This window comes from Mycobacterium sp. MMS18-G62, assembly GCF_053877835.1.
In genome coordinates this window covers 2,635,061-2,657,982 of sequence record NZ_CM132662.1, presented here as the reverse complement: position 1 = coordinate 2,657,982, position 22,922 = coordinate 2,635,061, and the positions used below count along the sequence as shown (strand labels likewise).

The window sequence follows — 22,922 nt, the reverse complement described above, 5'->3', positions numbered from 1 at the left end:
TCGTGATCCGGTGGACGGGACGCCGTTCGGCCGTTACCAGCTGATCGAGTTGCTGGGCCGCGGCGGCATGGGCGAGGTGTGGAAGGCCTACGACACCACCATCGATCGGGTGGTGGCGCTGAAGATGCTGCTTCCGCACTTCGCCAAGGACCCCGACTTCGACAGGCGGTTCCGTCGCGAAGCCCGCACCGCAGCACGCCTCGACGATCCCCACGTCGTGCCGATCCATGACGTCGGGGAGATCGACGGTCGCCTCTATCTCACCATGCGGCTCATCAACGGCGTCGACTTGGACACTCTGCTCAAGACCGGCCCACTGAATCCAGAACGCGCCGTACACATCATCGAGCAGATCGCTGCCGCGCTGCACGCCGCCCACCAAGCCGGCCTGGTGCACCGCGACGTCAAACCGTCCAATATTCTGTTGGCTGACAACGACTTTGCCTATCTCATCGACTTCGGCATCGCCCGCGCAGCCGACGACACGGCGTTGACGTCCGAAGGGTCGACCATCGGCACCTGGGCTTACATGGCGCCCGAGCGCTTCCGCACCGGCGAAATCGAACCCAGCTCCGATATCTACGCCTTGGCCTGCGTGCTCTACCAATGCCTCACCGGAGAGCCGCCGTTCCCCGGCTCTACGCTCGAGCAGGTCGCGGTGGGTCACATGGTGGCCCCGCCGCCGCACCCCTCCGAGGAACGCGCGACCATTCCGACCGCAATGGACCGGGTGATCGAGACAGGGCTGGCCAAACAAACCACCGACCGGTACCCCACTGCTGTCGAAATGGCCGCCGCGGCAAGGCAAGCGATCACCGAACCGACCAGTCGACCTCAGGCCGCCGCACCAACAGAACCCGCCCAGGTGGTTCACAGCAATCCGAATTGGGGCGCCCCGCCAGGGCCGGTGCTGAACTACCCGCCGACGACGCCCCCGGCCGGCGTGCCACCCACATCACCGCCATGGATGGCCGGGCCACCATGGTCACCGCCGCCAAAACGGTCGTCACGCAAGCCGCTCATCCTTACGGGCGCACTGGTCGCGGTCGCCCTGCTGATCGCCGGGGGTGTCTTCGCGGTCGTGCAACTCACCCGACACGACAAGCCGAACGCCACCGCAACGGCACCGACCAATGCGGCGCCCGCCGGCGACAACTTCAGCGGGACGTATCGTGCCGACCTTGGGCCTGGCACCGATCTCGAAAACAAGCCAGTCGCGAATGCGCCTGCGACGACGGCCAGTTGGGTCGTCCGGTCGGCGTGCGGCGCGGGCGGGTGCGTGGCGACGGCCGCCAACGTCAGTGAAGGCGGCATTGCCCTCGTGTCGAATCTGACGTTCGATCAGCTGGGCGGCACCTGGGTGGCGGTTGGCCTCGCGTCGGCACTATGTGGCGGCGACAAACCAGACGAGATATGGGTGATCTACACGCTGCAACCGCACCCCGACGGCACCCTCAGCGGCGAATCCATCCGGGCCTCCACCAACAGCGCCTGCTCCGCCAAACGAACCGTGAAGTTCACCCGCACCGGCGACGCCGACCCCAACAAGGTTGCGGATCCGGCCGTCCTGCCGCCGCGGTCGACCACTCCCGCCGACGCGCTCCGCGGCCATTATCGCGAGACGTCGACCTTCACAAACGCCACCGTCGTTGCGCCAAGGCTTCTTACGGCCAACACGTACTGTCTTCGGAACGGCGATCGGTGCATGAGCTTGTTTCACGGACCCGATGGGGCCGTCACATTGATGTTCGCCAAAGACAAGTGGACCCGCAACGAGCAGGGCACCACGATGTGCGGTGGCGGCGGCACGGCGCAGATCACGGTCAACGCGGAGTATCCGTTGCCCGCGGAGATGGAGGATCCGATCGCGCTCCTCACCGGACACGGCAATGAAGTCGTTGCGGCCGGAGGCGCCTGCACCGGCGGCGGTGACTTCACCGACAGGTTCGAACGCACGGGTGACTAGCTAGATGTGAACTCGACGGCCTCGCTGCCGGTACACGCGTGGCGGATCGTCACGCTGGCGGTCGGTTGTGCCGTTCTCGTGCAATGCAGCTCGGCACCGGCCCCTCCGGCGGCGACGTCACCACCGTCCGTCGTCACGCCCTCGTCGACCTCGCAGCCACCTGCCGTTCGGCCGGTCACTACAGCGGATCTCGGCGCGAGCTGGCGGCCCGGCTGTCCAATCGACCCGCGCGAGCTGCGCCGCGTCGAGGTCGACTACTTCGGATTCGACGGACAGATTCACCGCGGCGCCCTGATCGTGAACGAAGACCTGGCATCCGAAGTCGTCGCGATCTTCGAACAGCTTCTTCAACAGCGCTATCCGATCGAGAAGATCCGCACAGTGGACACGTATCCGGTCGCCGACGACGAGTTGTCCATGGAGGACAACAACACCTCGGCGTTCAACTGCCGAGACATCCCCGGCACCGGCCGCTGGTCTCTGCACGCTTACGGCCGGGCCGTCGACCTCAACCCGCGACTCAATCCCTACATCGACGGGACGGGCGCTTTCCAGCCCAAGAACGCCGCGCCATACCTGGACCGCACCCGCAGAGATCCCGGACTCTTGCACGCGGAGGACCCCGCCGTGCGGGTCTTCACCGATCGCGGTTGGCACTGGGGCGGCTCATGGCGAACGCCCATCGACTATCAGCACTTTGAGCACTGACCGGTCACATAGTTGGTTCGCGAAAGCGACGGTGCAGCACTTGTTTTGAGACTCCGAGGACCCGGCCGATCTCGCCCCACGAGAGGCCGACTGCCCGGGCGCTGCGCACGGCGTCCGCGTAACGGGCGCGGGCGTGTTCGAGGTCGTCGCGAGCCGCGGCCAGCTCCTGCAGGCTCGCGCCGCCATAGAAGTCCTGCACAACGGGATCCGGCTCGTCCGTCGTCACCGGCGGCTGGCGGCGCCAGCCTTCGATTTCGTCCTCCACGCGTCGACGGATGGCTGCGATCTCCGGGTCACGTGCCCACCAAGGCTCGCTCTTCTCCATGGCAGGACCACCCTCTCCAGACCGTCATCATGTGTTGACGGTCTGAAAAAGCATGCCGGCCCTCACCGACACCTCAGGCCTACCGGGGCGCACTGCTGTATAGACGCAGCGCGCGGGCCGCCGCCGTCGCGACTTCGCCTTGCAGATCCGAGATCGGTGTACTGCCTCGCACCTGAATGGCATTGGTGAACAGGATGACGTAGGTGTCGGATCCTGGGTCCATCCACAGCATGGTTCCGGTGAAACCCGTATGCCCGAAGCTGCCGATCGGAAAGACCGCGCCTCGCGGCTTGGAATGGCCGGTGTCAATATCCCAGCCGAAGCCGCGCAGATTTTGTCCTTTGATCGCCGGATACTTTGGCGTGACGGCTTCGCGGGCGGCATTGTTCGCTGCTTGCAGTTGCTCGGGTGTATGCCCGGGCTGCTCGGGAGTGGTCATCAACTCCAAAGTCGCTTGCTTCAACGGGAATTCGCTCGGGCGGCCCGCGAGCCGATCAAGCAGGGCCTGCGCATAGATGCTGACGTCCGACGCCGTCGAAAACACTCCGGCGTGCCCGGCCACTCCGCCCATGCGGCGCGCCGTCGGGTCGTGCACGGTGCCGCGAAGCAGGTGATCGAGGTCGGGATTCTTGCCCGGCTCGGCCCTGCCTTCCTCGTCAAGTGCTGTAGGTGCGATGCGCGACAACAGGTTTGCGTCCCACGTACCTGCCGAACACGCGGCGAGTTCCCCGCCGTTGGGAACCCACGCCACGGCAGCTCCTCTGATCTCGCCGGGACCACATGCCTTGGCCGGCGGAAGATAGCGGGTGTCTTGCATGCCGAGCGGCGCAAAGATGTTCTGCTCGACGTAAAAATCTTCTGGCTCGCCGCTGACCTTCTCTATCAGCGCCCCGAGCAGAATGAAGTTGATGTCCGAGTAGCTGAACCACTGACCGGGACCCGACTGCAGCGGCGTGGTGAGCGCGCGATGAATGCCTTCGCCCTTATTACCTTCTTCGAGCCCCCACGGATCTTTGAGTTCGACGTCGCCCGGTTCGCCTGAGGTGTGCGTGAGCAGCATGCGGACCGTCACTTGTGCACGCTGCGGATCGTTCGAGGCGTTGAAGTCCGGCAAGTATTTCTGCACGGGATCGTCGAACTGAAGCTCGCCTTGCTCGTATAGCTGCATCACGGCAGTCGTCGTCGCAAGGATCTTGGTCAACGACGCCACGTCGAAGATCGTGTCCTCGGTCATCTGCTCTGCAGGGGCAGGCGATCCGTCGAGCCCCTGTTCACCTGGCAGCTTGCGCAAGCCGTAAGCCCGGTGGAAGACGACGTTGCCGCCATGCCCGACCACCACCACAGCACCGGGCATCCGATGCGCGGCAATCGCGTCGTTCATCAGCTTGGAGATGAGCGCGAAATCCGGTGTGGGCGCCGCGTCAGGCGGCCGCATAGGCGTGACATTCACAGCTGGCGGCTTAGCGCTGGGATGTGCTTCCGGCCCGTGCGTCGCCTGTGCGCTGTCGCTTACTCCTGTGTGCGCCCCATAGCCCTGCACGGAAACCGCCGCGAGTGCGAACAAGACAGCGCCGACAGCAGCGGCCCTTCCGAGCCCGGCCATCCGCAGCGGTCCCAACTTCGACGTCTGCCTGCCGCCGTTCAGCTGGGGTCGGCGGGTGCCGCTCCCGGAATGCGTCGCGCCACCGTCTCGTCCATGGTTTTCCGCAGAGCAGGCACCTCGTCGAGCAAGCGTGAGAGATCATCGCGCGCGATATGTAGTACCTCGGCGCGTCCTGTCGTCGTCACAGTTGCGTTACGCAGTTTCCCTCGGCGAAGCGACGATTCGCCGATCACCTCACCCGGCCCCACGACCGCAATGCGGTCACCCCCGACATACACCGCTGCCTCTCCGCTGAGCAGGATGTAGCAGGAGTCCGATGGGGTCTGTTCGCGTATCAGCGGCCAAGGCCCGGAGGTCGACGTTCGATGTGTTGCTCGAGCGATGCGCTTCAGATCGTCGTCGGAGAACTTCGAGAATGCGTCGAACTCCCGCAACCGGCGGGCGTCCTCGTCATACTCCTTCTCACGCGCTTGCCTCGCCTCGGTGGTCTCACGCCGGTTCATGGTGCCTCCCCCGTTTCATGTGACCTGACAACCCGGAGCCTAGCGAGAAGCCGTTGTCTGCAGGTCGGAATGCGCGGGCGTGAAGAGTTGCGTGCTTTTCCTCGTTGTGGGTAACCCCTGGATGAGACGGAGGTGCTCGATGAGGAGCCGGTCGACTGGGTTGGCGGTAGCCGTGGCGGCAGCGGCCGTCGCCTCAGGATGCGGCTTGACGGGAACGCCACCGAATGAACCGCCCGCCAAATCCGGCCGAGTCACCATCGACGGCAACACACGGGGTACGCAGTCAGTCAAGTGCACTCAGGTTCAGTGGTCATTGACGATCAATGCGAGCACCGATCCAGGACGTGCCTTCGCATCCCTGCAACTGGGTGGTGAAAAGCCGGTCGTCCAGACGGTCAACATCGAGAACATCAACGACGTGCACGGCGTCGCCGGAGGCGGAGACGGCAACGCCGAGGCCTCCACCGACGGCGACATCTACACCATCACCGGCACCGTCGTCGGTACCGATCGTGCCCATCCAGGGCAAACGCGGAGCATGCCGTTCGAGATCAAGGCACCCTGCTGAACCGTCAGCGGCGCAAGAGATCGATCCTCCGCAGGTAGCATCCAGCGGGTGCCGAGGGCCTCCGACGTCGATGCCGAGCATCGTCAAGTCTCGGGACTGGCGGCCGCCATGACGGTGATCGCCATGGGCTTCGGCTACGCCATTGCGATCGGCGACCCGACGAGTCTTTCGGCCAACCTGCAGGTCGTCTCGAGCGGCTTGCACTTCTCGGGCACGACGGCCACGTTCGTCGCCAGCCTGGCGACCCTGACCATGGCCGCCGCGGTGCTCAGCGCCGGCGCGCTGGGCGATCTGTACGGCATGCGTCGGATGTATCTGGTCGGGTTGGCCGGCGCGATCGCGTTCAGCGTGCTGGCCTCCGCCGCGCCCATACCGTCGGTCTTGATCGTCGCCCGTGCAGGTGTCGGCGTGACCCTGGCCTTCCTGATCGGCCTCTCGCTGGCGATCACCAACGCGGTGTTCCCGCCCCGACGACGTGCGGCGGCGATCGCGGCGTACTTCGGCGTCGGCTACGCCGTTGCCACTCCGATGCCCGCAGTCAGCGGCGCGCTCGCCCATGCTTTCGGTTGGCGCGCTTGCTTTTTCGTGGTGCCGATCCTCGCTGTGCTGGGTTTGCTCATCACGTGGCGGTACGTGCCCGAAACGGTGCGTGCCACCCGCCGGCTCGATGTGCTCGGCATGGCGTTGTTCGCCGTCGCGCTGTTGGGGCTGATCTTCGGCATCTCGCGGGTGGAGACCGGTATCAATACTCTCGGTGTCGCCGCGATTGCAGTCGGCCTGGTGGCAGCCGCTGCGTTTGTGATTCAGGAGCGGCGCACGCAGGATCCGGCGCTGGATATGCGGGTCTTTCGTTCGGGGCGGTTCAACGCGGCCGTGACCGCCGGGGTGATGTTCAACATCGTGCTTGGCGGGTCGATGGTGCTGTTGGCCTTTTACCTGGTCACGATTCGTAAGGAATCCCATGAGCTGTTCGGCTTGCTGCTGATTCCGGCCACCGCGCTGGCCGCGGCGGCGGCCACTGCCGCAGGCCCGGCCGCGAACCGGTTCGGCCCCCGCACGGTGCTTGTCGGCGGGCTGACCGTGATGCTTGCCGGTCTGCTGGTGCTGAGGTTCTTCGACCTGAACACGTCCAGGACGGTCGTTTTCGCCACTGCGGCGCTCATCGTGGTCGGCGGTGCGCTCGTCACGACACCTCAGGCCACGATCATGATGGGCAGCGCCCCGACAGACCTCGGCGGCGCCGTCTCCGCCGTGAAGAGCGCCGTCAACGAGGGCGGATATTCGCTCGGCCCCGCCCTCTTCGCCCTTGTGGGGATCAACCTCTTTCTCACCGACAGCGTGCACGACCTCTCACAGTCCGGGATCACACGCGCGGAGACCCGCGCAGCACTGCTGACGACGCACGGCGGCCATTCGGCTCATCTGGCCAACCCGGAGCAGGCGCAGCTGGTGGTCGCCCAGGCGCCACACAACGCCGTCGACGCGATTCACACCCTCAGTTTGATCATGGCGGTGGGGCCGATCGTCGCGATCATCTTGGCTCTCTGGCTGATCAAGCCGTCGGACGCCGAGAGCTAACGTCCTCGCGAGGGCGACCCGGGTAGATCGCCCGATCTCGATCGGGCGCCAACGGCACGGCCGCCAGCCCAACGACGAAGGCCGTCAAGTGCCCCACCTCCGTGAAGGTTGGCCGGATCGCGACATTGCCGACCAACGCGGCCAATACCGCCAGTTGGCACCGCAATCGCCACGACCGCTCGACATATCCCGACAGTGCGCCCGCCACCCCGAATTCGAAGTAGCTCACCCCGACATCGCGCGCGTTCACCAGCCGCGTCGGCGCTCTGCCTTTGCGTATCAGCAGCCTCAGGTAGCTCTGCCCCACGTACGTCCCGATCACATGAGCCGCGAATCCGACGAGAAGCCAACGCCACCAACGCAATCGGCGTTCGGCGGGCGCCATCACGCCGACGAACACCGGCACGTACGGCCACCACCTGCGGTCGTCGAGCCACAACAAGCTCGTCATCAGCACCCGCGACGGTTCTCTGCGCAGTCGCCGCAGGTTGGTGGAATGTCTCTTCTGTATCCGGCGCCATCCGTGGGGACCGGCCGATCGCTGGATGCGGGTCGTCACCAGCAGAACGAGCAGCCACCCGAATGTCATCGGAGCGCTCGCCACTGCCCGCGACAACATGTCCAGAATGGTGTCGCGCTGTTGAGGCGATCGATGTGTCTTACCGTCCGGCGATGGGCACATTTATCGCATTCTGCAGTGTGTCGATGAATGCGTCGGCGCTCTTGCTCTGGTCGAATGTGGCCACCGCGTCGTAAATCGCTTGCTGGAACTGTGACGGCATGAGTTCACCGTGGGTGATGGACAACAGAATCTTGTCCCGCCACAACGATTCCGACGCCTGCCGTTGATACGCCGGCAGCGACGACACATCCACATCGTTGCGCACCGGTACCGACCCTTTGACCTTGTTGAACTCCAGTGAGGTCTTCGGATCTGCCACCACCTGAAGGAATTTGAGCGCGTTCATGCCGTCCTTGGCATCCGCCGACACTACGAAGGTGTCCACGATCGCCAGGTACGCGCCCGTCGTGCCGGGATACGCCACGTACCCGAAGTCCTTGCCCTCGGTGACATGGTTGGCGACCAGTTCGCCGTAGACGGAATCGTTCATCGACAGAAACGCGCATTCCCCCGTCGCCAGTTTCTTCGCCGCCTGATCCCATGTCAGCCCACCGGCGTTCGGATCGGCTCGCGAGATGATCTGCCCGAACCTCGCCAGCGCCTGCCTCAGCTGCGGGCCCCGCCAGTCGAACGAATCGTCGCCGATCCTCGTCCACCCGTCCGGCCCGATCACTCCAAGCAGTGTGTTCTCGAACAGCTCGGTCGCGGTGAACCTGTCCTTGCCGCCGAGGCACAACGGTGTTCGGCCGCTTGCCGCGACCTTGTCCAAGTCGTGGCCGAAGGCCTCCGAGGAGTAGCCCGGCACGGGAGCCGCGACGCCAGCCTCATGAAGCACACGTTGGTTGAACCACAACACATTTCCGCGATGCGAACCGGTCGGCACTCCCCACTGCTTGTCCTTGTACGTCGCCGCGTCGAGCAACTTCGGTGGCAGTTTGGCGGCCAAGTTCGTGCGCTCGTACACCGCCGAAGCATCCGCGATGCGGCTGGCGTCAACCCATGCGCGCAAAGAACTGCCAAGGAATGTCTGCCACACATCCGGAGGATCTCCCGCCCGCAGCCGGGCGGCCAGCGCGACCTGCACATTGCTTCCGCCGCCGCCCGCGATGGAACCGTCGATCACCTCCACTTTCGGATTCTGCGTTTTGAACGCGTTCAGCAGAACCTCGAAAGCCGGGTGCTCGGAAGGCGATACCCACCACGACACGACCTCGAGCCGGTCAGTGGGTTCGGAGAAGTTCGCCTTCTGCCCTCCGCCGCACGCGGCGAGCAACAATGCCAACGCGATGAGCAAGTAGCGCTTCATGCTGGTTCTCCAACCACGTGGGGGGCGGCTCCGACGGGTGGGGGTTCGGCTCGCAGGTCATACACCGCATAACAGGTGACCACCACGAAACAAACCGCGGGGACGACGAATGACGTCGCCGGACTGGTCGCGTCCAGCAGCTTGCCTTGAATCAACGGCATGATCGCCCCGCCGACGATGGCCATCACCAGTCCGGCGGCGCCGAATTTCGTTGCCGGGCCGAGCCCTTTGAGAGCCACACCGTAGATCGTCGGGAACATCAGCGACAGACAGAAGGACAACGCGACGACTGCGACCACGCCGGCCACGTTCGGCGAGACCATAGCGAAGATGCACAGCAACACCGCGAGTGCGCCGAGAACCGTGAGGACCTTCGTCGCGCGGATGCGCCCGATCACCCACGTCATGAGGAACCGCGAGACCAGGAACACGATCAAGCTGACCTGCAGCAGATAGCCGCCCAACTGCAAGGATCCGTTCAGCGCCTGCTGCGAATACTGGATGAGGTAGGTCCACGTGCAGACCTGGGCCGCCACGTTGAAGAACTGCGCGACGACTCCGAACACATAACGCTTGTTGGACAACAGAATACGCACGGGAGACTGCCCCTCGAGGTCGGCGTCGGGATATTCCTCCACGATCGGCGGCGACCTCTTGATGGCGATCACCAGCGCGATGGCGATCAAGACGAACCCGAGGCCCAGATACGGACCCATCACCGCCCCGAGTTCACCGGCGCGGATCGCGTGCAACTGCGCGGGGCTCAGATTGGCCATGTTCACCGGCTCGTCGAGCTTGGGCAAGATCAGCGTCGCGGCCAGGAGCACCCCGATGTTCGTGCCGACCGGGTTGAAGGCCTGCGCGAAGTTCAGTCGCCGCGTTGCCGTCTCCTCGGGCCCCAGTGACAGGACGTAGGGATTGGCGGATGTCTCGAGTATCGAGCAGCCGGCCGCGATCGCGAACAACGCGACCAGGAATGCCTCGTAGGTCATGATCTTGCTGGCCGGATAGAAAGCGATGGCGCCTGCCGCCGCGAGGAAGAGACCAGAGAGCAGCCCGGCCTTGTACCCGAACCGCTCATTGATCAGCGCCGCGGGAATGGCCAGCAGGAAGTACGCGCCGAAGTACGCCAACTGAACCAGCGACGCCTGGAACGTGTTCATGTCGAAGATCCGCTTGAAGCCGGCCACCATCGGCGTCGTGAGGTCGGCGGCGACGCCCCAGGCGGTGAAGCAGCAGATGAGGACGCCGAACAGCACCCACATCTTGGGATATACGAGGCCTTGTTTCGCGCTCGACGATGGCGCTTCGGCGGGTTGATCGGCGTGTTCGGTGGTCGTCATGCTCGGTGCCTCTCGCCATGCGAAGCGATAGGGCGCGACCCCTACCTGTGATCTACATCACGCCCTTGCGGTGTTCCCGAAAGCGGCGGTTTTTACGCTGGTGAAAGCAACCTCACCTCGGTCGGCGACGAGCCGGCTCCTGGCTGCCGGCCGGCGACTCTCGATCACCCACCCAGGCGTCGACAATGCGGTTGAATGCCGTGGTGGTCGCCAATTGCCGCTCCCGAACCATCGCCGCTGAACCCCAGGCGATCTGGGACGTCCTCGCCGACTTCGGCAGCGTCAGTTCGTGGGCCGACTTCGTCGACCATTCCTGCCTGCTGACCCCCGCGGCCGACGGCATTGCGGTCGGCACCGCCCGCCGCGTCCAGCTCGGGCGCAACACACTCGTCGAACGCATCACCGAATTCGACCCGCCCAGCGCACTCGCCTACCACGTCGAGGGCCTTCCCCACTTGTTCGGCCGCGTCACCAGTCGCTGGACGCTGCGCCCATCGCCGGGCGGCACCGTCGTCACCCTCACCAACACGGTCGACATCGGCGCCAACCCATTGCAGCGGCTGGCCGAACGGCTCGTCGGCCTTGCGTCCACCAAGCGGCTCGATGCACTGCTCGCCGGACTCAACCACCGATTGGAAAGCTTCCATGTCTGACCGCCCCGACATCGTCATCCTGATGACCGACGAGGAACGTGCGATCCCGCCCTACGAATCCGCCGACGTCCTCGCCTGGCGTGACCGAACCCTGAAGGGCCGCAAGTGGTTTGATGACAACGGCGTCAGCTTCGGCCGCCACTACACCGGTTCGCTGGCCTGTGTGCCAAGTCGCCCAACGATTTTCACCGGTCACTACCCCGACCTGCACGGCGTCACTCAGACGGACGGCATCGGCAAAACCTACGGCGACTCGCGTATGCGCTGGCTCCGCCAGGGCGAGGTGCCGACACTCGGCAACTGGTTTCGCGCGGCCGGATACGACACCCACTACGACGGCAAATGGCACATCTCCCACGCCGACGTCACCGACCCCGCGACGGGACAGATTCTCGCGACCAATGACGACGACGGCGTCGTCGACCCCGCGGCGGTCCAGCGCTACCTCGACGAAGACCCGTTGGGGCCGTTCGGCTTTTCAGGCTGGGTCGGGCCGGAACCGCACGGCGCGCTGCTGGCCAACGCCGGGATTCGCCGTGACCCGTTGATCGCCGACCGCGTCGTCGCATGGCTCACCGACCGATACGCGCGCCGCCGCGCCGGCGATGCGGCCGCGCTGCGTCCGTTCCTCTTGGTCGCCAGCTTCGTCAATCCGCACGACATTGTGTTGTTCCCGACATGGGCCCGCCGCAGCCCGGTCAAGCCGTCGCCGCTGGATCCGCCGCCGGTGCCGCCCGCGCCGACCGCCGACGAGGATTTGGCGACCAAACCCGCCGCGCAGATCGCATTCCGCGAGGCCTACTACTCCGGCTACGGCCCCGCGCCGGCCATCAACCGGACCTACGAGCGCAACGCGCAGCGCTACCGCGACCTCTACTACCGCTTGCATGCCGAGGTCGACAGCCCGATCGACCGCGTCCGGCGCGCCGTCACCGACGGCGGATCCGACAACGCGGTGCTGGTGCGCACCGCCGATCACGGCGACCTGCTCGGCGCGCACGGCGGGCTGCATCAGAAATGGTTCAACCTCTACGACGAAGCCACCCGCGTGCCGTTCGTGATCGCCCGGATTGGGGATCAAGCAACGTCACCACGGGCCGTCAGCGCGCCGACGTCACACGTCGACCTGGTTCCGACGCTGCTCGGAGCCGCCGGAGTCGACGTGGCCTCGATCGCAGAAGCGCTGACCGAGTCGTTCACCGAAGTGCACGAGCTGCCGGGCCGCAACCTCATGCCGGTCGTCGACGGCGGCCAGGCCGACGACACCCGAGCGGTTTACCTCATGACCCGCGACAACATGCTCGAGGGCGATACCGGAGCCTCGGGCCTGGGCCGCCGGTTGAACCGGACAGTGAATCCTCCTGCGCCGCTGCGCATTCGGGTACCCGCGCACGTCGGGTCGAATTTCGAGGGGCTGGTTGCAAGGGTCTCTGAGGCCGATGGCGGCGCGGGACATCTGTGGAAGCTGGTGCGGACGTTCGACGATCCGTCCACCTGGACGGAGCCGGGAGTCCGTCACCTCGCGGCGAACGGCCTTGGCGGCGAGGCGTATCGCACCAGCCCGCTGGACGACCAGTGGGAGCTCTACGACCTGACCGGCGACCCGGTCGAAGCCGACAACCGGTGGACCGACCCTGACCTGCACGAGCTGCGCGCCTACCTGCGGATGCAACTCAAGCAGGCCCGAGCCACCTCCGTGCCCGAAAGAAACAACCCGTGGCCGTATGCGGTCAGGCGACCGCCGACTGCCCAGCACGGTCAGATACGTTCTGCCGCCGTAGGTTTCGTACGCCGCCTGTTCAGCTAGGTCCGACGTCTGGTGGTGTCAGCGTCGCCGTCAGACCGGAGAGCAGCAGATCGAGGCCACGGTCGAGCTCGACTGCGCCGTCGTAGTTGGCGAGCGCCGATGCCAGCGCACGCACCTGAGGGAACTCGGTCACGGTGAGCCGGTGCAGACCCAGACGCAAGACATCGTCAGTCTCTTCGGGTCGCTCGATGACTTCCTGCAACTCGGTGAGGATGTGGCCATGCAGGTAGCCGAAGAGCATCCGGTAGATGTGCAGCGCGTCCGCGCCGCAGAAGCCGGCCGAGGTGAGCAGCGTGAGTACGTCCTCCAGCGGCCGCAGCATCCCGATGGGCCGCTGGCCCAATGGCGTGGCAAGCGGTCGAGTCACCAACAGTGGCACCACATTTGGGTGTGCGAGCGCGAGATGACGGAACTCATGGGCCACGACACGCAGCTGAGCCGTCCAGTCCGGATCTGCGGTGTCCACCCGTAATTGTCCGAGCACCGTCTCGACGACACCGTCGAGCAGTGCCGCCTTGTTCGGCACATGCCGATAGATCACCGTGGGATCCCTGCCCACCTCGTCGCTGAGGCGGCGCATGGTCAGGCCGTCGACACCGTCACGGTCGACGATCTTCAGCGCGGATTGCAGGATCACCGGCCGGCTGACTTGGCCGTCGTCGTGCGCCGTTGCGGCGGACCGACCTTTGGCCATCGCGTGAGCACTCTCCTTGGGTTCGTTCCAGACCGGAATACCCCGCAATGTTAACGCTGTACGTCAACAATGTTGACAGGGCCGTGGATGAGGCGTGTACTGGAGGTCTACCAGCAGACGAGAGGTCTCCATTGCTCGTCATCGTGGGATTGATTGTCTTGCTCACCGCTGCGGTCGTCGCGATCGTGGGCGTACTGAGCAACGCTGGGGCGACCCACCCGCTGACCGATTTTTCTGTGTTCGGATATCACCTCACGGGGGGGACCGGCACGTTGTTCCTCTTTGGGATCGCGGTCGGCGCGGTGGCGTCGCTCGGGCTCTTCCTATTGCTCACGGGCGCGCAGCGCAGCGCGAGTCGTGCAGCCGACGCCCAGCGTGCGGCCGCACGCCTTCGGCGTGAAATGGCGTTCATCAACCGAGACCACGAAACGCGAAGCGAACACCAAGAACGAGCCGACAGGGCCGTCGGCCACCCGCGCAGCCGGGCGACGGCACACCATGCGGCCAGAGAAGGCCGCTACTCGATTTAAGGAGCGATATGGCCACCAACACAACCGTTTTGATTGTGGTGACGGCAGCGGCGGCACTCGTGCTCGTCGGCGTGCTCGTGGCCGTGGCGTACAAGACGCGGACCCCGAAGAGGCGCAAGACGGTCCGCGATCAGGCCGAGGAGGACCTGCTAGAACTTCGACGTCGGAAGACGCTTGCCGACGAGTACGCCGGCAGGCCAAGCAATTTCATCACTCGAGAGACCAAGGCCGCGGACGAAGTCACATCGCCGCCACAGCACGGTTCCCTTGCCGAACCAAAGCCCACCGACGTCTGACCGCTTTCGGCAACTCAGCGCGGGCCCGCAACGCAGTGCGCAGCCCGACTCTCGTGCCACCCGATCGGTTTGTCAGTGCCTGGCCGGGACCGAACTTGCGCTCCGAAGCGGTTTCGGGTGCGTCGTCGGATGTGGCCGTGAGGAATTCGTTGGGCAGCGCCAGTTTGTGGATTGTTCGTAGCGTCAACAGATATTGCTGCACAAGCGGACCACAGGTGTACGGCAGGTCGTACTTGTCACAGAGCGCCCGCACCCGCACGGCGATCTCCGCGTAGCGGTTACTCGGCAAGTCGGGGAACAGGTGGTGCTCGATCTGGTAACACAAGTTGCCGCTCGAGAACGCCAGTAGCCGGCCGGCTTTGAAGTTCGCCGCACCCAGCATCTGCCGCAAGTACCACTCGGCGCGGGTTTCATGTTCGAGCACATCGGCGGTGAATTTCTCCGCGCCATCGGGGAAGTGCCCACAAAAAATCACCACGTACGTCCACAGATTGCGCAGCAGATTCGCCGTCGCGTTCGCGGCCAGGGTCCTGCGCCAGCGAGATCGGCTCAGCGCCGGGAAGAGCACGTAGTCCTTGACGGCTTGGCTGGCAATCTTTCTGATCAGCGCCACTCGTGCGGGGGTTACCGTACGGCCATCCGCGGTCGCCCGGTCGCGCTCTGAGTGGACACCGTGAAGTGCGATACCCCACTCGAATATGCTTGCCAACAACAGGTTTCGCAGCGGCTGTACCAGATGGGAAGGTCGCCAGGGTTCGTCGCGGGTTACCCGTATCACGCCGAAGCCGAGGTCATCGTCCACACCGACGACATTGCTGAACACGTGGTGGCGGTAGTTGTGGGAATACCTCCACTGCGACGAAACCGCGACCATGTCCCACTCCCACGTGGTCGAGTGGATCTCCGGGTCGTTCATCCAATCCCATTGGCCGTGGCTCACGTTGTGGCCGATTTCCATGTTCTCGACACACTTGGCGAATGCCAGCGATGCGGTGCCGACAACCCAGCCGGCCCGTGACCGGCTGCAGCCGATGAGCAGGCGCCCCACGATGTCGAGCGTCCTTTGGAACCTGATGGTGCGTTGGATATAGGCAGCGTCGTTTTCACCGAGTGATTCCTCGATGTCGCAGCGGATGGCGTCGAGCTCGTACCCGAGTGCCGTGACGTCCGCATCGCTCAGATGCGCGTACGCAGCGATGTCCGCAATTGCCAATGGTCGTCCTGTCGGTGCGTCCGGGTGGTGATGGTGGGCTCGTGCGAGAACCCGCGAATTGCGGACCACCGGCCGAGATCGAGAGACGACGGCAGCGCGTCGGCGTACCACCAGTGTACGTGCCGCCAATGGCGCAAACCAACATCGTGCGCCAACGCCGCTGCCGAACGGGTAACGTCGGGGAATCGGGACCATCCAGGCCCCACGATCAAGGGGCCAGCGATGTCCGACAAGTCTCCTCGCCAAACAATGACCAAGAAGTCCGGAAAGTCCCTCAAGGAAAAGCGCGCCGCCAAGCACGCCAAGCAGGCGGCCAAGGTCTCGTCCACCGAAGCATTGCTCCATGACAAGAAGCGCTGAGGAACAACCCCTTTCGCTAGGTGTTCTAGCTCGCTCGCGCAAGCCGAACGAACGTAGATTGCCGATTCATCCGGCGCATTTCGTCAAGATCGACCAGCACCTCCGGCAGAGCGTCTTCCTCGAGCACGGTTACGGAGCGGAGTTCGGGGCCACGGATGACGGGCTGGCCGGACTCGTCGGTGGCATCAGGTCTCGGGATCAGCTCATCGCCGAGTGCGATGTGATCTTGTTGCCCAAAGTCCAGGCCGAGGATCTCGCCGAACTCAATGTGGGACAAGTCGTCTGGGGCTGGCCGCATTGCGTGCAGGACACCGCCCTGACGCAGATTGCCATCGACCGGCGGCTCACGCTCATCGCCTTCGAGGCGATGAACCACTGGCAGGCCGACGGCGGATTCGCGCTTCACGTCTTTCATAAGAACAACGAGCTCGCCGGGTACTGCTCGGTTCTGCATGCCATGCAATTGGCCGGGATCACCGGAAGCTATGGCCGGCGTCTGCGCGCCTCGGTCATCGGATTCGGCGCCACCGCCCGCGGCGCGGTCACCGCGCTGAATGCCCACGGCGTCGACGATGTGCGCGTGTTGACCAACCGCGATGTGGCCGCCGTCGGTTCGCCGATTCACTCCACGCAGATTGTCCAGATGGGGCAAGACGCGGACGCACCCGGACGGACGTGGGCGGATACGCCGGACGACGGGGTTATTCCGGTGGCCCGGTTTCTCGCCGACAACGACATCGTCGTCAACTGCGTACTGCAAGACCCCGCCGCGCCACTGATCTTCGTGACGGACGACGACTTGGAGGCCTTCGCCGCAGGCAGCCTGATCGTCGATGTCTCCTGCGATTCAGGCATGGGATTCAGCTGGGCGCACCCGACCTCGTTCACCCAGCCGGTCGTCGAGGTCGGAAACGGCGTGCACTATTACGCCGTGGACCACAGCCCGTCCTATCTGTGGAACTCGGCGACCTGGGAGATCAGCGAGGCGCTGTTGCCGCATCTGGAAACGGTTCTGACCGGCCCGGCGGCGTGGGATTCGACTCCGACGATCTCTCGAGCCATCGAGATCCGCGACGGAGTCGTGCTCAATCCCGCCATCCTGTCGTTTCAGCACCGCGAAGATTCCTATCCGCACCGTGTCCGTGCGTGACGGCCACAAGTAAGCGCGTCAGCGACGCCTTCGGTGTCCCTATCCGTCTGCAGAAGCGGGCGGCGGGGGTGCGCCCGGGTGCCGAATCGTGGCATCCCTGAGCCGTCGGTTGTTCATGGGTTCGCGCGCCGATTTCTGGTGTTCGAGCTGCCGGATCAGCTCGCGCTTCGCTTCACCCAGGGCCCGCGTTAGGTCCGGGTTCTCGGCGACCGCGACAAGCGGAGGAAGGCCGGGCAGCCTCGTGCGCAACGTGATGCGCTGTTCGTTGCCGCCACGGTCCTGTAGAGACACATCGATGTCCACGTCTCGCGGATCCCACCGTCGCAGGTGCGGCTCGAGTGTCGACAACGAATCCAATACGAACGGACGCTCCTTGGCTACGAAACCCGCGCCGACGCGTATCACGTTGTCCCGGAAGATCACTTGCTGGTTGTCATCGGACTTGCTCATTGTGCCCTCATTAGATCAGCCCCAGAAACGTCCCTTTTTCCAATTCTTTTCGTCGCCCTCTACGTCGGTCCAGTCTCCACACGCATAGCTGTGCGGCTTTTTGGCCCCGCTGCGGAGGACGTCGAGCCTGCCGTCGTTGTGCTTGACGTACGAATCACCGAACCGCATGTATTTGTCTGTCGCGCCGTCGGGCAGCGTCACCGTAACTGTCATGGTCGAAACCTCCAGGAGCGCCGGTGAATTGCCGGGCGGTGATGAATAGATGAGAGCGCGAAGCCGTGGTTCAGCGCATCTTTTCGGGGATGGAATTCAGCGCGTGCAGGACGTGCACGGCAAGTTCGCTTGCAGCCTTGTCGCCAAGCTTGGAGTGGGCCTTGATGGTATCTGCTACCAGTTCCACACGTTGGATATAGGGAGTACGCAAAATCGTTGGCGAAGTCATCGAATTTCCTTTTCAGCCGGGCATGTTCGCTCGTAATCGAGCTGCCCGATACTTATGACACTACCCCTGTTTCCGTCATTTAGGCCGATTCTGCGGGGTCCGCAAATCAGAGGCTCAGCCGATCGATACCAGCTCTTCGATCGAATCCTTCGGCAGGTCCCCGTCGACGATCGCCGTCACCTCGAACTTGCTGAGCGTGATTGAACCTTTGTGGTTGTCGAGGAAGGCGATGTCTGCGGCATCGCGACCGGTAGCGATGCGCACCAGCGTCTGGCGCGGCGCAAGCAAGGTCCCGTCAACTACCCGCCACTGTCCGTCGACGAACGCCTCGGCAACGGCGTGGAAATCCATCGGAGACAGTCCCGGCGCGTACACCGAGACAACCCGCGCCGGCACGTTAACGGCCCGCAACAACGCCACCACCAGGTGCGCGTAGTCGCGACACACGCCTGCACCGGCAAGGAGGGTGTCGACCGCACCGTCGATCGGGTCGCTCGATCCCGGCACGTAGTTCAGCCGGGTGCCCACCCACGAAGACACCTTTGCCAGCAGAGTGGTCGAATCGAGGTAGTTACCGAATTCCGTTGCGGCGAAACCGAAGAACTTGTCGGCCTCGGCGTAGCGGCTCGGGCGCAGATACATCGACAGGTCGTACTCGGTCACCGGCGCGGGGTTGGTCCGCCCGATGATCGTGGCGGCGTACTCGACCTTCAGATTTCCAACCGGCACATCCATCTTGTGGATCCGGTTGCCATGCGTACCGCTGATCTCCATCGGCTGCATGTTCACGCCGTCCAAGTCGAACGACAATGACTCGTGCACCTCGGTGTTGGGATGCGGTGCGACCGCGATCTGAAACTCCAATGTCGTGGGCGCGGTGATCTCGACCTCCAGCGCGGCGCCGACCTCTCGTCTCATCTATGTCCCTCCTCTTGACTCGCGGTCAGCCCTCGAGTGCGGCCAGTAGCTCATCCAGCGGCACCATCGCGACACCGATAGCCGCGTCACAGATGCCGTATGGCAGTACTAATGTTCGCTCGTGCACAAGGCCGCCGCACGAGTAAACGACATTGGGAACGTAACCATCCTGCTCGTCGGCGGCCGGGCTCAGCAGCGGCTCCCGAAGCTGACCGAGAATCCGCGTCGGGTCGTCGAGATCGAGCAGCATCGCCCCGATCCGGTATGTCCGCATCGGACCGACACCGTGAGTAAGCACCAGCCACCCGGCCTCGGTCTCGATGGGCGGCCCGCAGTTGCCGAGTTGCAACGCCTCCCACGCTCTAGCCGGCCGCTGACAAGGAACCGAGTCCGTCCACTCGAACGGATGATCCGAATACGCAATCGAATTCGATTCGCGGTCCGATCTGGACATGGCCGCCAAGCGTCCGTGAATCCGCCGCGGGAATAGCGCCAGGCCCTTGTTCGCCGCTGCCCGGCCCACCATCGGCGTCGACGTAAACGTGCGGAAATCGTGCGTTTCCAACAGCTGCTGGCTGATGTGGGATCCGCTGTAGGCGGTGTAGCTGGCGTAGAAGGTGACCGAGCCGTCGTCGTCGACGAACCGGACAAACCGGGCGTCCTCCATGCCGGCACTCTCGGCGCTCATAGCTGGCCACAGCACACGGTCGGAAAGCGCTATGTCCTCGGTGAATTCGACCCCGTAGGACCGTTCGGCGATGGTACGGATCAGCGAAATCGTCTCGGCTGCATGGCCGCGGGTCCTTCGATGGCTCGCAAGCTTGTCGAGTTGCTCGTCGAGGTCGGCGCGGGTGAACCGCTCGCCGAGCGCATCCAGGACGTAGTCCGCTGCCTCACCCCCGCCGTACAGGCGGCGCAGCTCACTACGGATCACCCCGCCGTCCAGCAGCGTCGGCACGACGGCTCCGACGCTGGCGAACGCGGCCGGATCGTCGATCGTGACGTCACCCGCTTCGTCGACGAACCCGGTCCGGAATCCGATTGACGACAGGTGCCCCTCCCCGATGCCTCGCACGCTCATCACGAATCGCAGGCTGCCTGGCGGAGTTCCTGTCTGGTCCGGGTGCGCGACCATGCTGGGATTGCACAGCGCGGCACCTTCTATGGCGTACTCGCTGGTGAATACCGCACCCAGCAACAGCATTCGCGCCTCGGAAAGATGGTTGGCTGGATCGAGGCGATCGGCGACTTCACGAGCGTGCCGGTGAAATATGCCGACCAGATCGCGGTGCCGACCATCGAAGCGGGTGACGACATCGTCCAGCGTCGCCCGTACCTCGTCCTCGTCGAGCGCGAGGATGCGGTCCAACACCGCACCCGCACGGGAGTCCTGATGCTCGAAACCTTCCTGCCCGGGCACGAACAGCCGCGTGATGACCCTCGACGGGTCGGCCGCCAGCCGCTGCCGGCTGCGCACGACAAGCCCCGTCCGCACCGAAGTCATTGCGACACAGTGGATAAACGTCGCGCATGCTGCAACGTCGAGATCGCTGCCAGGGTCGACTCCGCGCCCTGGTTACCGTTCACCCCGTCGGCAAGCAGCCCGTCGTATCCGCCACCGGTTTCCGGGTCCCACATCATCTCTCCCGCATCGTTGTCACCCATGAACCAGGCTGCGGCGGCCTCGACGCCTGCACGCCAGGCCGGGTTGATGTCGACGGCGGCGGCACGCGCGCACGCATCGGCAAGTGAGGACACCTCGATGGGCTGCTGATCGAATGCGGGCCGCGCATCCTCGGGACCTCTGCCGGCAACGGGCGTGGGAGACAGACGGCCGTCTACCGTTTCGAATGCCACCAGCCACGCCAACAGATCCAGGCCACGCTGACACAGCGCCGCGTCTGCCAGTGCGTCGCCGGCCGCGATCATCGCCTCGGGCAGAACGGCATTCGCGTACGTGAGCCGCGGCTCTGGCCATGGCCACGTCGGGTCGCCGTTAGCCGCTGGCACAGTGTCGGCATAGTCGGTGAGCAGTGCGCGAGCCGCGTCGTGCTCTGGATCGGACGCGAGGAGTTCGGCGGCGCCCAGTGCTGCGAACGCCATCGCCCGCGGCCATGGCGACCGCTCCTGGGCGGCGCGCTCGAATTGCATGATGGCCGATTGGCGGGCCCAGACGACCCTGCTGTGCGCGGCGGCGGTGCCCAGACCCCAGACGCAGCGGCCCCAGGCGTCTTCGACGGCGGGCTCGTCGACCCAGTTTCCTGCGCTGTCCATGCGATTGCGGCATGGTCCGGTGAGAGCCTGCGCGTCACTCAGGAATCGCAGCGCACCTCCGGCAAGACCGTTCAGGGCTCGGTCGGTGCCATCGTCTCGCGTGGCGACAACGAGCACGCGCGCCGCATCGTCGGTGCAGTACCCGTGTTCGGGCAGCGGCTCGGCGAACCGCGCGTGTTCCAAAGTGCCGCGACGGTCCGTCAGCCGCATTAGATGGTCGAATACCGGTGCCAGCGGTGCGGTGGTCATACCCGTGCCCGCCGCTGCGTGAGGAGCCGATGCGCGAGGTTCAGGTATGCATTCGCGACGATCGGCCAGGCCATTTCGGGGGCGAGTCGACGGGCCTCGGCCGCCATCGCGCCGGCGAGGCGCGGCTGCGTGAGCACCCTGCGCAGTGCGGATGCCAGCGCATCCGGATCGTCGTGTGGGACGACGGTGCCCGCTCCGCTGCCGAGCAGCTCGACGGCGTGCGGGAACGCGGTGGCCACAACCGGCCGGCCGCTCGCGACGGCGTCGACCAGTACACCGGAGGTGACCTGGTCGGTGGAGTCGTAGGGCAGGACGACGGCCGCTGCGGACTGTACGAGGGCAGTCAGCATCCCCACGTTGCGGTACCCCGCCTCGAAAGACACCGAATCCGCGACGCCGCTGCGCCGTGCCTGTTCCATCAGGGCATCGCGGTAGGCCTCGCCGTCGGCCGCCAGGACCTTGGGGTGCGTTCTACCGGCAACCAGATAGCGCGGCCGGCCGGGCAGATCGTTGAGCGACGCCATCGCCTCGATCACCCGCTCGATGCCCTTGCCGGGGCCCAGCAGGCCCCAGGTCAGCAGCGTGGGCCGACCGCCCCTCACACACGGGGCGTTGGTCGGAATGGTCGCGCCATGGGGGATGGTGGCGATCTTGCGTCGTTCGATGTCGAATCCGAGGCGTAGCCGTTGGCTGGCCGCCTCGGACATCACGATCACCTGGTCCGCGCGCGCTGCGACCGCTTCGAGGACCGAACGTTGGTGTGGCGTAGGGTTTTTGAGGATCGTGTGGGCGATCACGATCGCAGGGACGCGCAGCGCGTCCATGATGTCCACGACTTCGTCTCCGTCGGGGCCGCCGTAGATGCCGTACTCATGCTGGATGACGGCGACATCGTTCTGGTTCAGCGACGCTGCGCAGGCCGCTACCGATGAAGGGGATCCGTTGACCAGCTCTCCGATGACGCGGTCGCTCTCGGCGGGCGGCCCATCGGACACTCGCACGACGCTCACATCCGCGCCTTCGGCGCTCAGCCCCCGGGCCAGCGCGGCGCTGAATGTCGCCAGCCCGCACGGCGTCGGTGGGTACGTACTCAGAATGCCGAAGCTTGGGGTGTTAGAAAATCCTTGAGCCACAACGGGAAACATCGACGATGGAATTTCAGAGACGGTGGTCAAGGTGATCCCAACTGAAGGTTGTCACCTGCGTGTCCGGCGTGAACGGTTGCTCGGTGCGGTCAGCGGCATCACGGCTGACTCATCCCGGACTAGCTGGGTTTTCAACTTTGCTCAACGATACACCCCCTGGCCTGGCCACTCACAGACGCAGACCGGCGGTATGTATCGCGTGAACTAAATCGCTTGCGG

The 22,922-nt window shown here is 64.9% G+C and carries 25 protein-coding genes; 10 read left to right on the top strand and 15 right to left on the bottom strand.

The window, feature by feature from the left end:
- The first annotated feature begins 10 nt into the window (after nucleotides 1-10).
- Both ACWW36_RS13365 and ACWW36_RS13360 read left to right on the top strand, forming a co-directional pair.
- Complete coding sequence (locus ACWW36_RS13365; protein WP_456141995.1) at nucleotides 11-1,966, top strand: protein kinase domain-containing protein; 1,956 nt, start codon at nucleotides 11-13, stop codon at nucleotides 1,964-1,966.
- A gap of 78 nt (nucleotides 1,967-2,044) precedes the next feature.
- Nucleotides 2,045-2,674 carry a M15 family metallopeptidase gene (locus tag ACWW36_RS13360; protein ID WP_456142477.1) on the top strand — a complete coding sequence of 210 codons (630 nt, stop codon included), beginning with the start codon at nucleotides 2,045-2,047 and terminating at the stop codon, nucleotides 2,672-2,674.
- Between the two features lie 4 nt (nucleotides 2,675-2,678).
- Here ACWW36_RS13360 and ACWW36_RS13355 read toward each other — a convergent pair whose 3' ends face one another.
- The 3 genes from ACWW36_RS13355 to ACWW36_RS13345 all read right to left on the bottom strand — a co-directional run bounded on the left by ACWW36_RS13355 (nucleotide 2,679) and on the right by ACWW36_RS13345 (nucleotide 5,105).
- A complete protein-coding gene (locus tag ACWW36_RS13355) occupies nucleotides 2,679-2,999 on the bottom strand; it encodes a hypothetical protein (RefSeq protein ID WP_456141994.1) in 321 nt (106 codons plus the stop codon).
- 79 nt (nucleotides 3,000-3,078) lie between these two features.
- Complete coding sequence (locus ACWW36_RS13350; protein WP_456141993.1) at nucleotides 3,079-4,602, bottom strand: serine hydrolase domain-containing protein; 1,524 nt, start codon at nucleotides 4,600-4,602, stop codon at nucleotides 3,079-3,081.
- Nucleotides 4,603-4,640: 38 nt separating this feature from the next.
- On the bottom strand, nucleotides 4,641-5,105 hold the full coding sequence (locus tag ACWW36_RS13345) for a Crp/Fnr family transcriptional regulator (RefSeq protein WP_456141992.1): 465 nt from the start codon (nucleotides 5,103-5,105) through the stop codon (nucleotides 4,641-4,643).
- A gap of 139 nt (nucleotides 5,106-5,244) precedes the next feature.
- On the opposite strand from ACWW36_RS13345, the gene ACWW36_RS13340 reads away from it, so the two are divergent.
- Together ACWW36_RS13340 and ACWW36_RS13335 are read left to right on the top strand one after the other, a co-directional pair.
- On the top strand, nucleotides 5,245-5,673 hold the full coding sequence (locus tag ACWW36_RS13340) for a lipoprotein LpqH (RefSeq protein WP_456141991.1): 429 nt from the start codon (nucleotides 5,245-5,247) through the stop codon (nucleotides 5,671-5,673).
- A 48-nt stretch (nucleotides 5,674-5,721) separates the two neighbouring features.
- Nucleotides 5,722-7,251, top strand: coding sequence for an MFS transporter (locus ACWW36_RS13335; RefSeq protein WP_456141990.1), 1,530 nt, complete (start codon nucleotides 5,722-5,724; stop codon nucleotides 7,249-7,251).
- On the opposite strand, the gene ACWW36_RS13330 is transcribed toward ACWW36_RS13335, so the two are convergent.
- Genes ACWW36_RS13330 through fucP form a run of 3 tightly spaced genes read right to left on the bottom strand, consistent with a single transcriptional unit; the run spans nucleotide 7,226 to nucleotide 10,522 of the window.
- Entirely contained in the window at nucleotides 7,226-7,870 is a 645-nt protein-coding gene (locus ACWW36_RS13330; protein WP_456141989.1) for a rhomboid-like protein, read from the bottom strand. The two genes, ACWW36_RS13335 and ACWW36_RS13330, sit on opposite strands and share 26 nt — an antisense overlap.
- Before the next feature lie 40 nt (nucleotides 7,871-7,910).
- Nucleotides 7,911-9,179, bottom strand: a complete 1,269-nt coding sequence (locus tag ACWW36_RS13325; RefSeq protein WP_456141988.1) for an ABC transporter substrate-binding protein — start codon at nucleotides 9,177-9,179, stop codon at nucleotides 7,911-7,913.
- The gene (fucP, locus tag ACWW36_RS13320; RefSeq protein ID WP_456141987.1) at nucleotides 9,176-10,522 is read right to left on the bottom strand and encodes an L-fucose:H+ symporter permease; all 1,347 of its coding nucleotides are present in this window, start codon (nucleotides 10,520-10,522) and stop codon (nucleotides 9,176-9,178) included. The genes ACWW36_RS13325 and fucP overlap by 4 nt, the downstream gene beginning before the upstream one ends.
- Nucleotides 10,523-10,707: 185 nt before the next feature.
- Here fucP and ACWW36_RS13315 point away from each other — a divergent pair, with 185 nt between their 5' ends.
- Complete coding sequence (locus tag ACWW36_RS13315; protein ID WP_456141986.1) at nucleotides 10,708-11,175, top strand: SRPBCC family protein; 468 nt, start codon at nucleotides 10,708-10,710, stop codon at nucleotides 11,173-11,175.
- On the top strand, nucleotides 11,168-12,982 hold the full coding sequence (locus ACWW36_RS13310) for a sulfatase-like hydrolase/transferase (RefSeq protein WP_456141985.1): 1,815 nt from the start codon (nucleotides 11,168-11,170) through the stop codon (nucleotides 12,980-12,982). Before ACWW36_RS13315 ends, ACWW36_RS13310 begins: the two co-directional genes overlap by 8 nt.
- Here ACWW36_RS13310 and ACWW36_RS13305 read toward each other — a convergent pair.
- Nucleotides 12,975-13,676 carry a TetR/AcrR family transcriptional regulator gene (locus tag ACWW36_RS13305; RefSeq protein WP_456141984.1) on the bottom strand — a complete coding sequence of 234 codons (702 nt, stop codon included), beginning with the start codon at nucleotides 13,674-13,676 and terminating at the stop codon, nucleotides 12,975-12,977. The genes ACWW36_RS13310 and ACWW36_RS13305 overlap by 8 nt on opposite strands.
- A gap of 143 nt (nucleotides 13,677-13,819) precedes the next feature.
- Between ACWW36_RS13305 and ACWW36_RS13300 the strand changes: the two genes are divergently transcribed.
- The gene (locus ACWW36_RS13300) at nucleotides 13,820-14,206 is read left to right on the top strand and encodes a hypothetical protein (RefSeq protein ID WP_456141983.1); all 387 of its coding nucleotides are present in this window, start codon (nucleotides 13,820-13,822) and stop codon (nucleotides 14,204-14,206) included.
- Between the two features lie 8 nt (nucleotides 14,207-14,214).
- On the top strand, nucleotides 14,215-14,502 hold the full coding sequence (locus ACWW36_RS13295) for a hypothetical protein (protein ID WP_456141982.1): 288 nt from the start codon (nucleotides 14,215-14,217) through the stop codon (nucleotides 14,500-14,502).
- Here the strand turns inward: ACWW36_RS13295 and ACWW36_RS13290 are convergent.
- Nucleotides 14,447-15,715, bottom strand: a complete 1,269-nt coding sequence (locus tag ACWW36_RS13290; protein ID WP_456141981.1) for a fatty acid desaturase family protein — start codon at nucleotides 15,713-15,715, stop codon at nucleotides 14,447-14,449. The two genes, ACWW36_RS13295 and ACWW36_RS13290, sit on opposite strands and share 56 nt — an antisense overlap.
- A 222-nt stretch (nucleotides 15,716-15,937) precedes the next feature.
- Between ACWW36_RS13290 and ACWW36_RS13285 the strand changes: the two genes are divergently transcribed.
- Together ACWW36_RS13285 and ACWW36_RS13280 are read left to right on the top strand one after the other, a co-directional pair.
- The gene (locus ACWW36_RS13285) at nucleotides 15,938-16,075 is read left to right on the top strand and encodes a hypothetical protein (RefSeq protein WP_456141980.1); all 138 of its coding nucleotides are present in this window, start codon (nucleotides 15,938-15,940) and stop codon (nucleotides 16,073-16,075) included.
- On the top strand, nucleotides 16,059-17,225 hold the full coding sequence (locus tag ACWW36_RS13280) for a N(5)-(carboxyethyl)ornithine synthase (RefSeq protein ID WP_456141979.1): 1,167 nt from the start codon (nucleotides 16,059-16,061) through the stop codon (nucleotides 17,223-17,225). Before ACWW36_RS13285 ends, ACWW36_RS13280 begins: the two co-directional genes overlap by 17 nt.
- A gap of 39 nt (nucleotides 17,226-17,264) precedes the next feature.
- Here ACWW36_RS13280 and ACWW36_RS13275 read toward each other — a convergent pair whose 3' ends face one another.
- The 7 genes from ACWW36_RS13275 to ACWW36_RS13245 all read right to left on the bottom strand — a co-directional run bounded on the left by ACWW36_RS13275 (nucleotide 17,265) and on the right by ACWW36_RS13245 (nucleotide 22,703).
- Complete coding sequence (locus ACWW36_RS13275) at nucleotides 17,265-17,675, bottom strand: hypothetical protein (protein WP_456141978.1); 411 nt, start codon at nucleotides 17,673-17,675, stop codon at nucleotides 17,265-17,267.
- A 15-nt stretch (nucleotides 17,676-17,690) separates the two neighbouring features.
- Complete coding sequence (locus tag ACWW36_RS13270; RefSeq protein ID WP_456141977.1) at nucleotides 17,691-17,888, bottom strand: hypothetical protein; 198 nt, start codon at nucleotides 17,886-17,888, stop codon at nucleotides 17,691-17,693.
- A 70-nt stretch (nucleotides 17,889-17,958) separates the two neighbouring features.
- Entirely contained in the window at nucleotides 17,959-18,117 is a 159-nt protein-coding gene (locus ACWW36_RS13265; RefSeq protein ID WP_456141976.1) for a DUF6307 family protein, read from the bottom strand.
- Nucleotides 18,118-18,231: 114 nt separating this feature from the next.
- Nucleotides 18,232-19,035 carry a transglutaminase-like domain-containing protein gene (locus ACWW36_RS13260; RefSeq protein WP_456141975.1) on the bottom strand — a complete coding sequence of 268 codons (804 nt, stop codon included), beginning with the start codon at nucleotides 19,033-19,035 and terminating at the stop codon, nucleotides 18,232-18,234.
- A gap of 25 nt (nucleotides 19,036-19,060) precedes the next feature.
- Nucleotides 19,061-20,539, bottom strand: a complete 1,479-nt coding sequence (locus ACWW36_RS13255; RefSeq protein WP_456141974.1) for a glycoside hydrolase family 130 protein — start codon at nucleotides 20,537-20,539, stop codon at nucleotides 19,061-19,063.
- Entirely contained in the window at nucleotides 20,536-21,558 is a 1,023-nt protein-coding gene (locus tag ACWW36_RS13250; protein WP_456141973.1) for a glycosyltransferase, read from the bottom strand. The genes ACWW36_RS13255 and ACWW36_RS13250 overlap by 4 nt, the downstream gene beginning before the upstream one ends.
- Nucleotides 21,555-22,703, bottom strand: a complete 1,149-nt coding sequence (locus ACWW36_RS13245; RefSeq protein ID WP_456142476.1) for a glycosyltransferase — start codon at nucleotides 22,701-22,703, stop codon at nucleotides 21,555-21,557. The genes ACWW36_RS13250 and ACWW36_RS13245 overlap by 4 nt, the downstream gene beginning before the upstream one ends.
- Nucleotides 22,704-22,922: the final 219 nt, after the last annotated feature.

Excerpts from the sequence above, each read along its gene's own strand:
- ACWW36_RS13355 (WP_456141994.1), bottom strand. The coding sequence starts at position 2,999 with ATGGAGAAGAGCGAGCCTTGGTGGGCACGTGACCCGGAGATCGCAGCC.
- ACWW36_RS13350 (WP_456141993.1), bottom strand. The coding sequence starts at position 4,602 with ATGGCCGGGCTCGGAAGGGCCGCTGCTGTCGGCGCTGTCTTGTTCGCA.
- ACWW36_RS13345 (WP_456141992.1), bottom strand. The coding sequence starts at position 5,105 with ATGAACCGGCGTGAGACCACCGAGGCGAGGCAAGCGCGTGAGAAGGAG.
- ACWW36_RS13340 (WP_456141991.1), top strand. The coding sequence starts at position 5,245 with ATGAGGAGCCGGTCGACTGGGTTGGCGGTAGCCGTGGCGGCAGCGGCC.
- ACWW36_RS13330 (WP_456141989.1), bottom strand. The coding sequence starts at position 7,870 with ATGTTGTCGCGGGCAGTGGCGAGCGCTCCGATGACATTCGGGTGGCTG.
- ACWW36_RS13325 (WP_456141988.1), bottom strand. The coding sequence starts at position 9,179 with ATGAAGCGCTACTTGCTCATCGCGTTGGCATTGTTGCTCGCCGCGTGC.
- fucP (WP_456141987.1), bottom strand. The coding sequence starts at position 10,522 with ATGACGACCACCGAACACGCCGATCAACCCGCCGAAGCGCCATCGTCG.
- ACWW36_RS13315 (WP_456141986.1), top strand. The coding sequence starts at position 10,708 with ATGCGGTTGAATGCCGTGGTGGTCGCCAATTGCCGCTCCCGAACCATC.
- ACWW36_RS13310 (WP_456141985.1), top strand. The coding sequence starts at position 11,168 with ATGTCTGACCGCCCCGACATCGTCATCCTGATGACCGACGAGGAACGT.
- ACWW36_RS13305 (WP_456141984.1), bottom strand. The coding sequence starts at position 13,676 with ATGGCCAAAGGTCGGTCCGCCGCAACGGCGCACGACGACGGCCAAGTC.
- ACWW36_RS13295 (WP_456141982.1), top strand. The coding sequence starts at position 14,215 with ATGGCCACCAACACAACCGTTTTGATTGTGGTGACGGCAGCGGCGGCA.
- ACWW36_RS13285 (WP_456141980.1), top strand. The coding sequence starts at position 15,938 with ATGTCCGACAAGTCTCCTCGCCAAACAATGACCAAGAAGTCCGGAAAG.
- ACWW36_RS13280 (WP_456141979.1), top strand. The coding sequence starts at position 16,059 with ATGACAAGAAGCGCTGAGGAACAACCCCTTTCGCTAGGTGTTCTAGCT.
- ACWW36_RS13275 (WP_456141978.1), bottom strand. The coding sequence starts at position 17,675 with ATGAGCAAGTCCGATGACAACCAGCAAGTGATCTTCCGGGACAACGTG.
- ACWW36_RS13270 (WP_456141977.1), bottom strand. The coding sequence starts at position 17,888 with ATGACAGTTACGGTGACGCTGCCCGACGGCGCGACAGACAAATACATG.
- ACWW36_RS13265 (WP_456141976.1), bottom strand. The coding sequence starts at position 18,117 with ATGACTTCGCCAACGATTTTGCGTACTCCCTATATCCAACGTGTGGAA.
- ACWW36_RS13260 (WP_456141975.1), bottom strand. The coding sequence starts at position 19,035 with ATGAGACGAGAGGTCGGCGCCGCGCTGGAGGTCGAGATCACCGCGCCC.
- ACWW36_RS13255 (WP_456141974.1), bottom strand. The coding sequence starts at position 20,539 with ATGACTTCGGTGCGGACGGGGCTTGTCGTGCGCAGCCGGCAGCGGCTG.
- ACWW36_RS13250 (WP_456141973.1), bottom strand. The coding sequence starts at position 21,558 with ATGACCACCGCACCGCTGGCACCGGTATTCGACCATCTAATGCGGCTG.
- ACWW36_RS13245 (WP_456142476.1), bottom strand. The coding sequence starts at position 22,703 with ATGTTTCCCGTTGTGGCTCAAGGATTTTCTAACACCCCAAGCTTCGGC.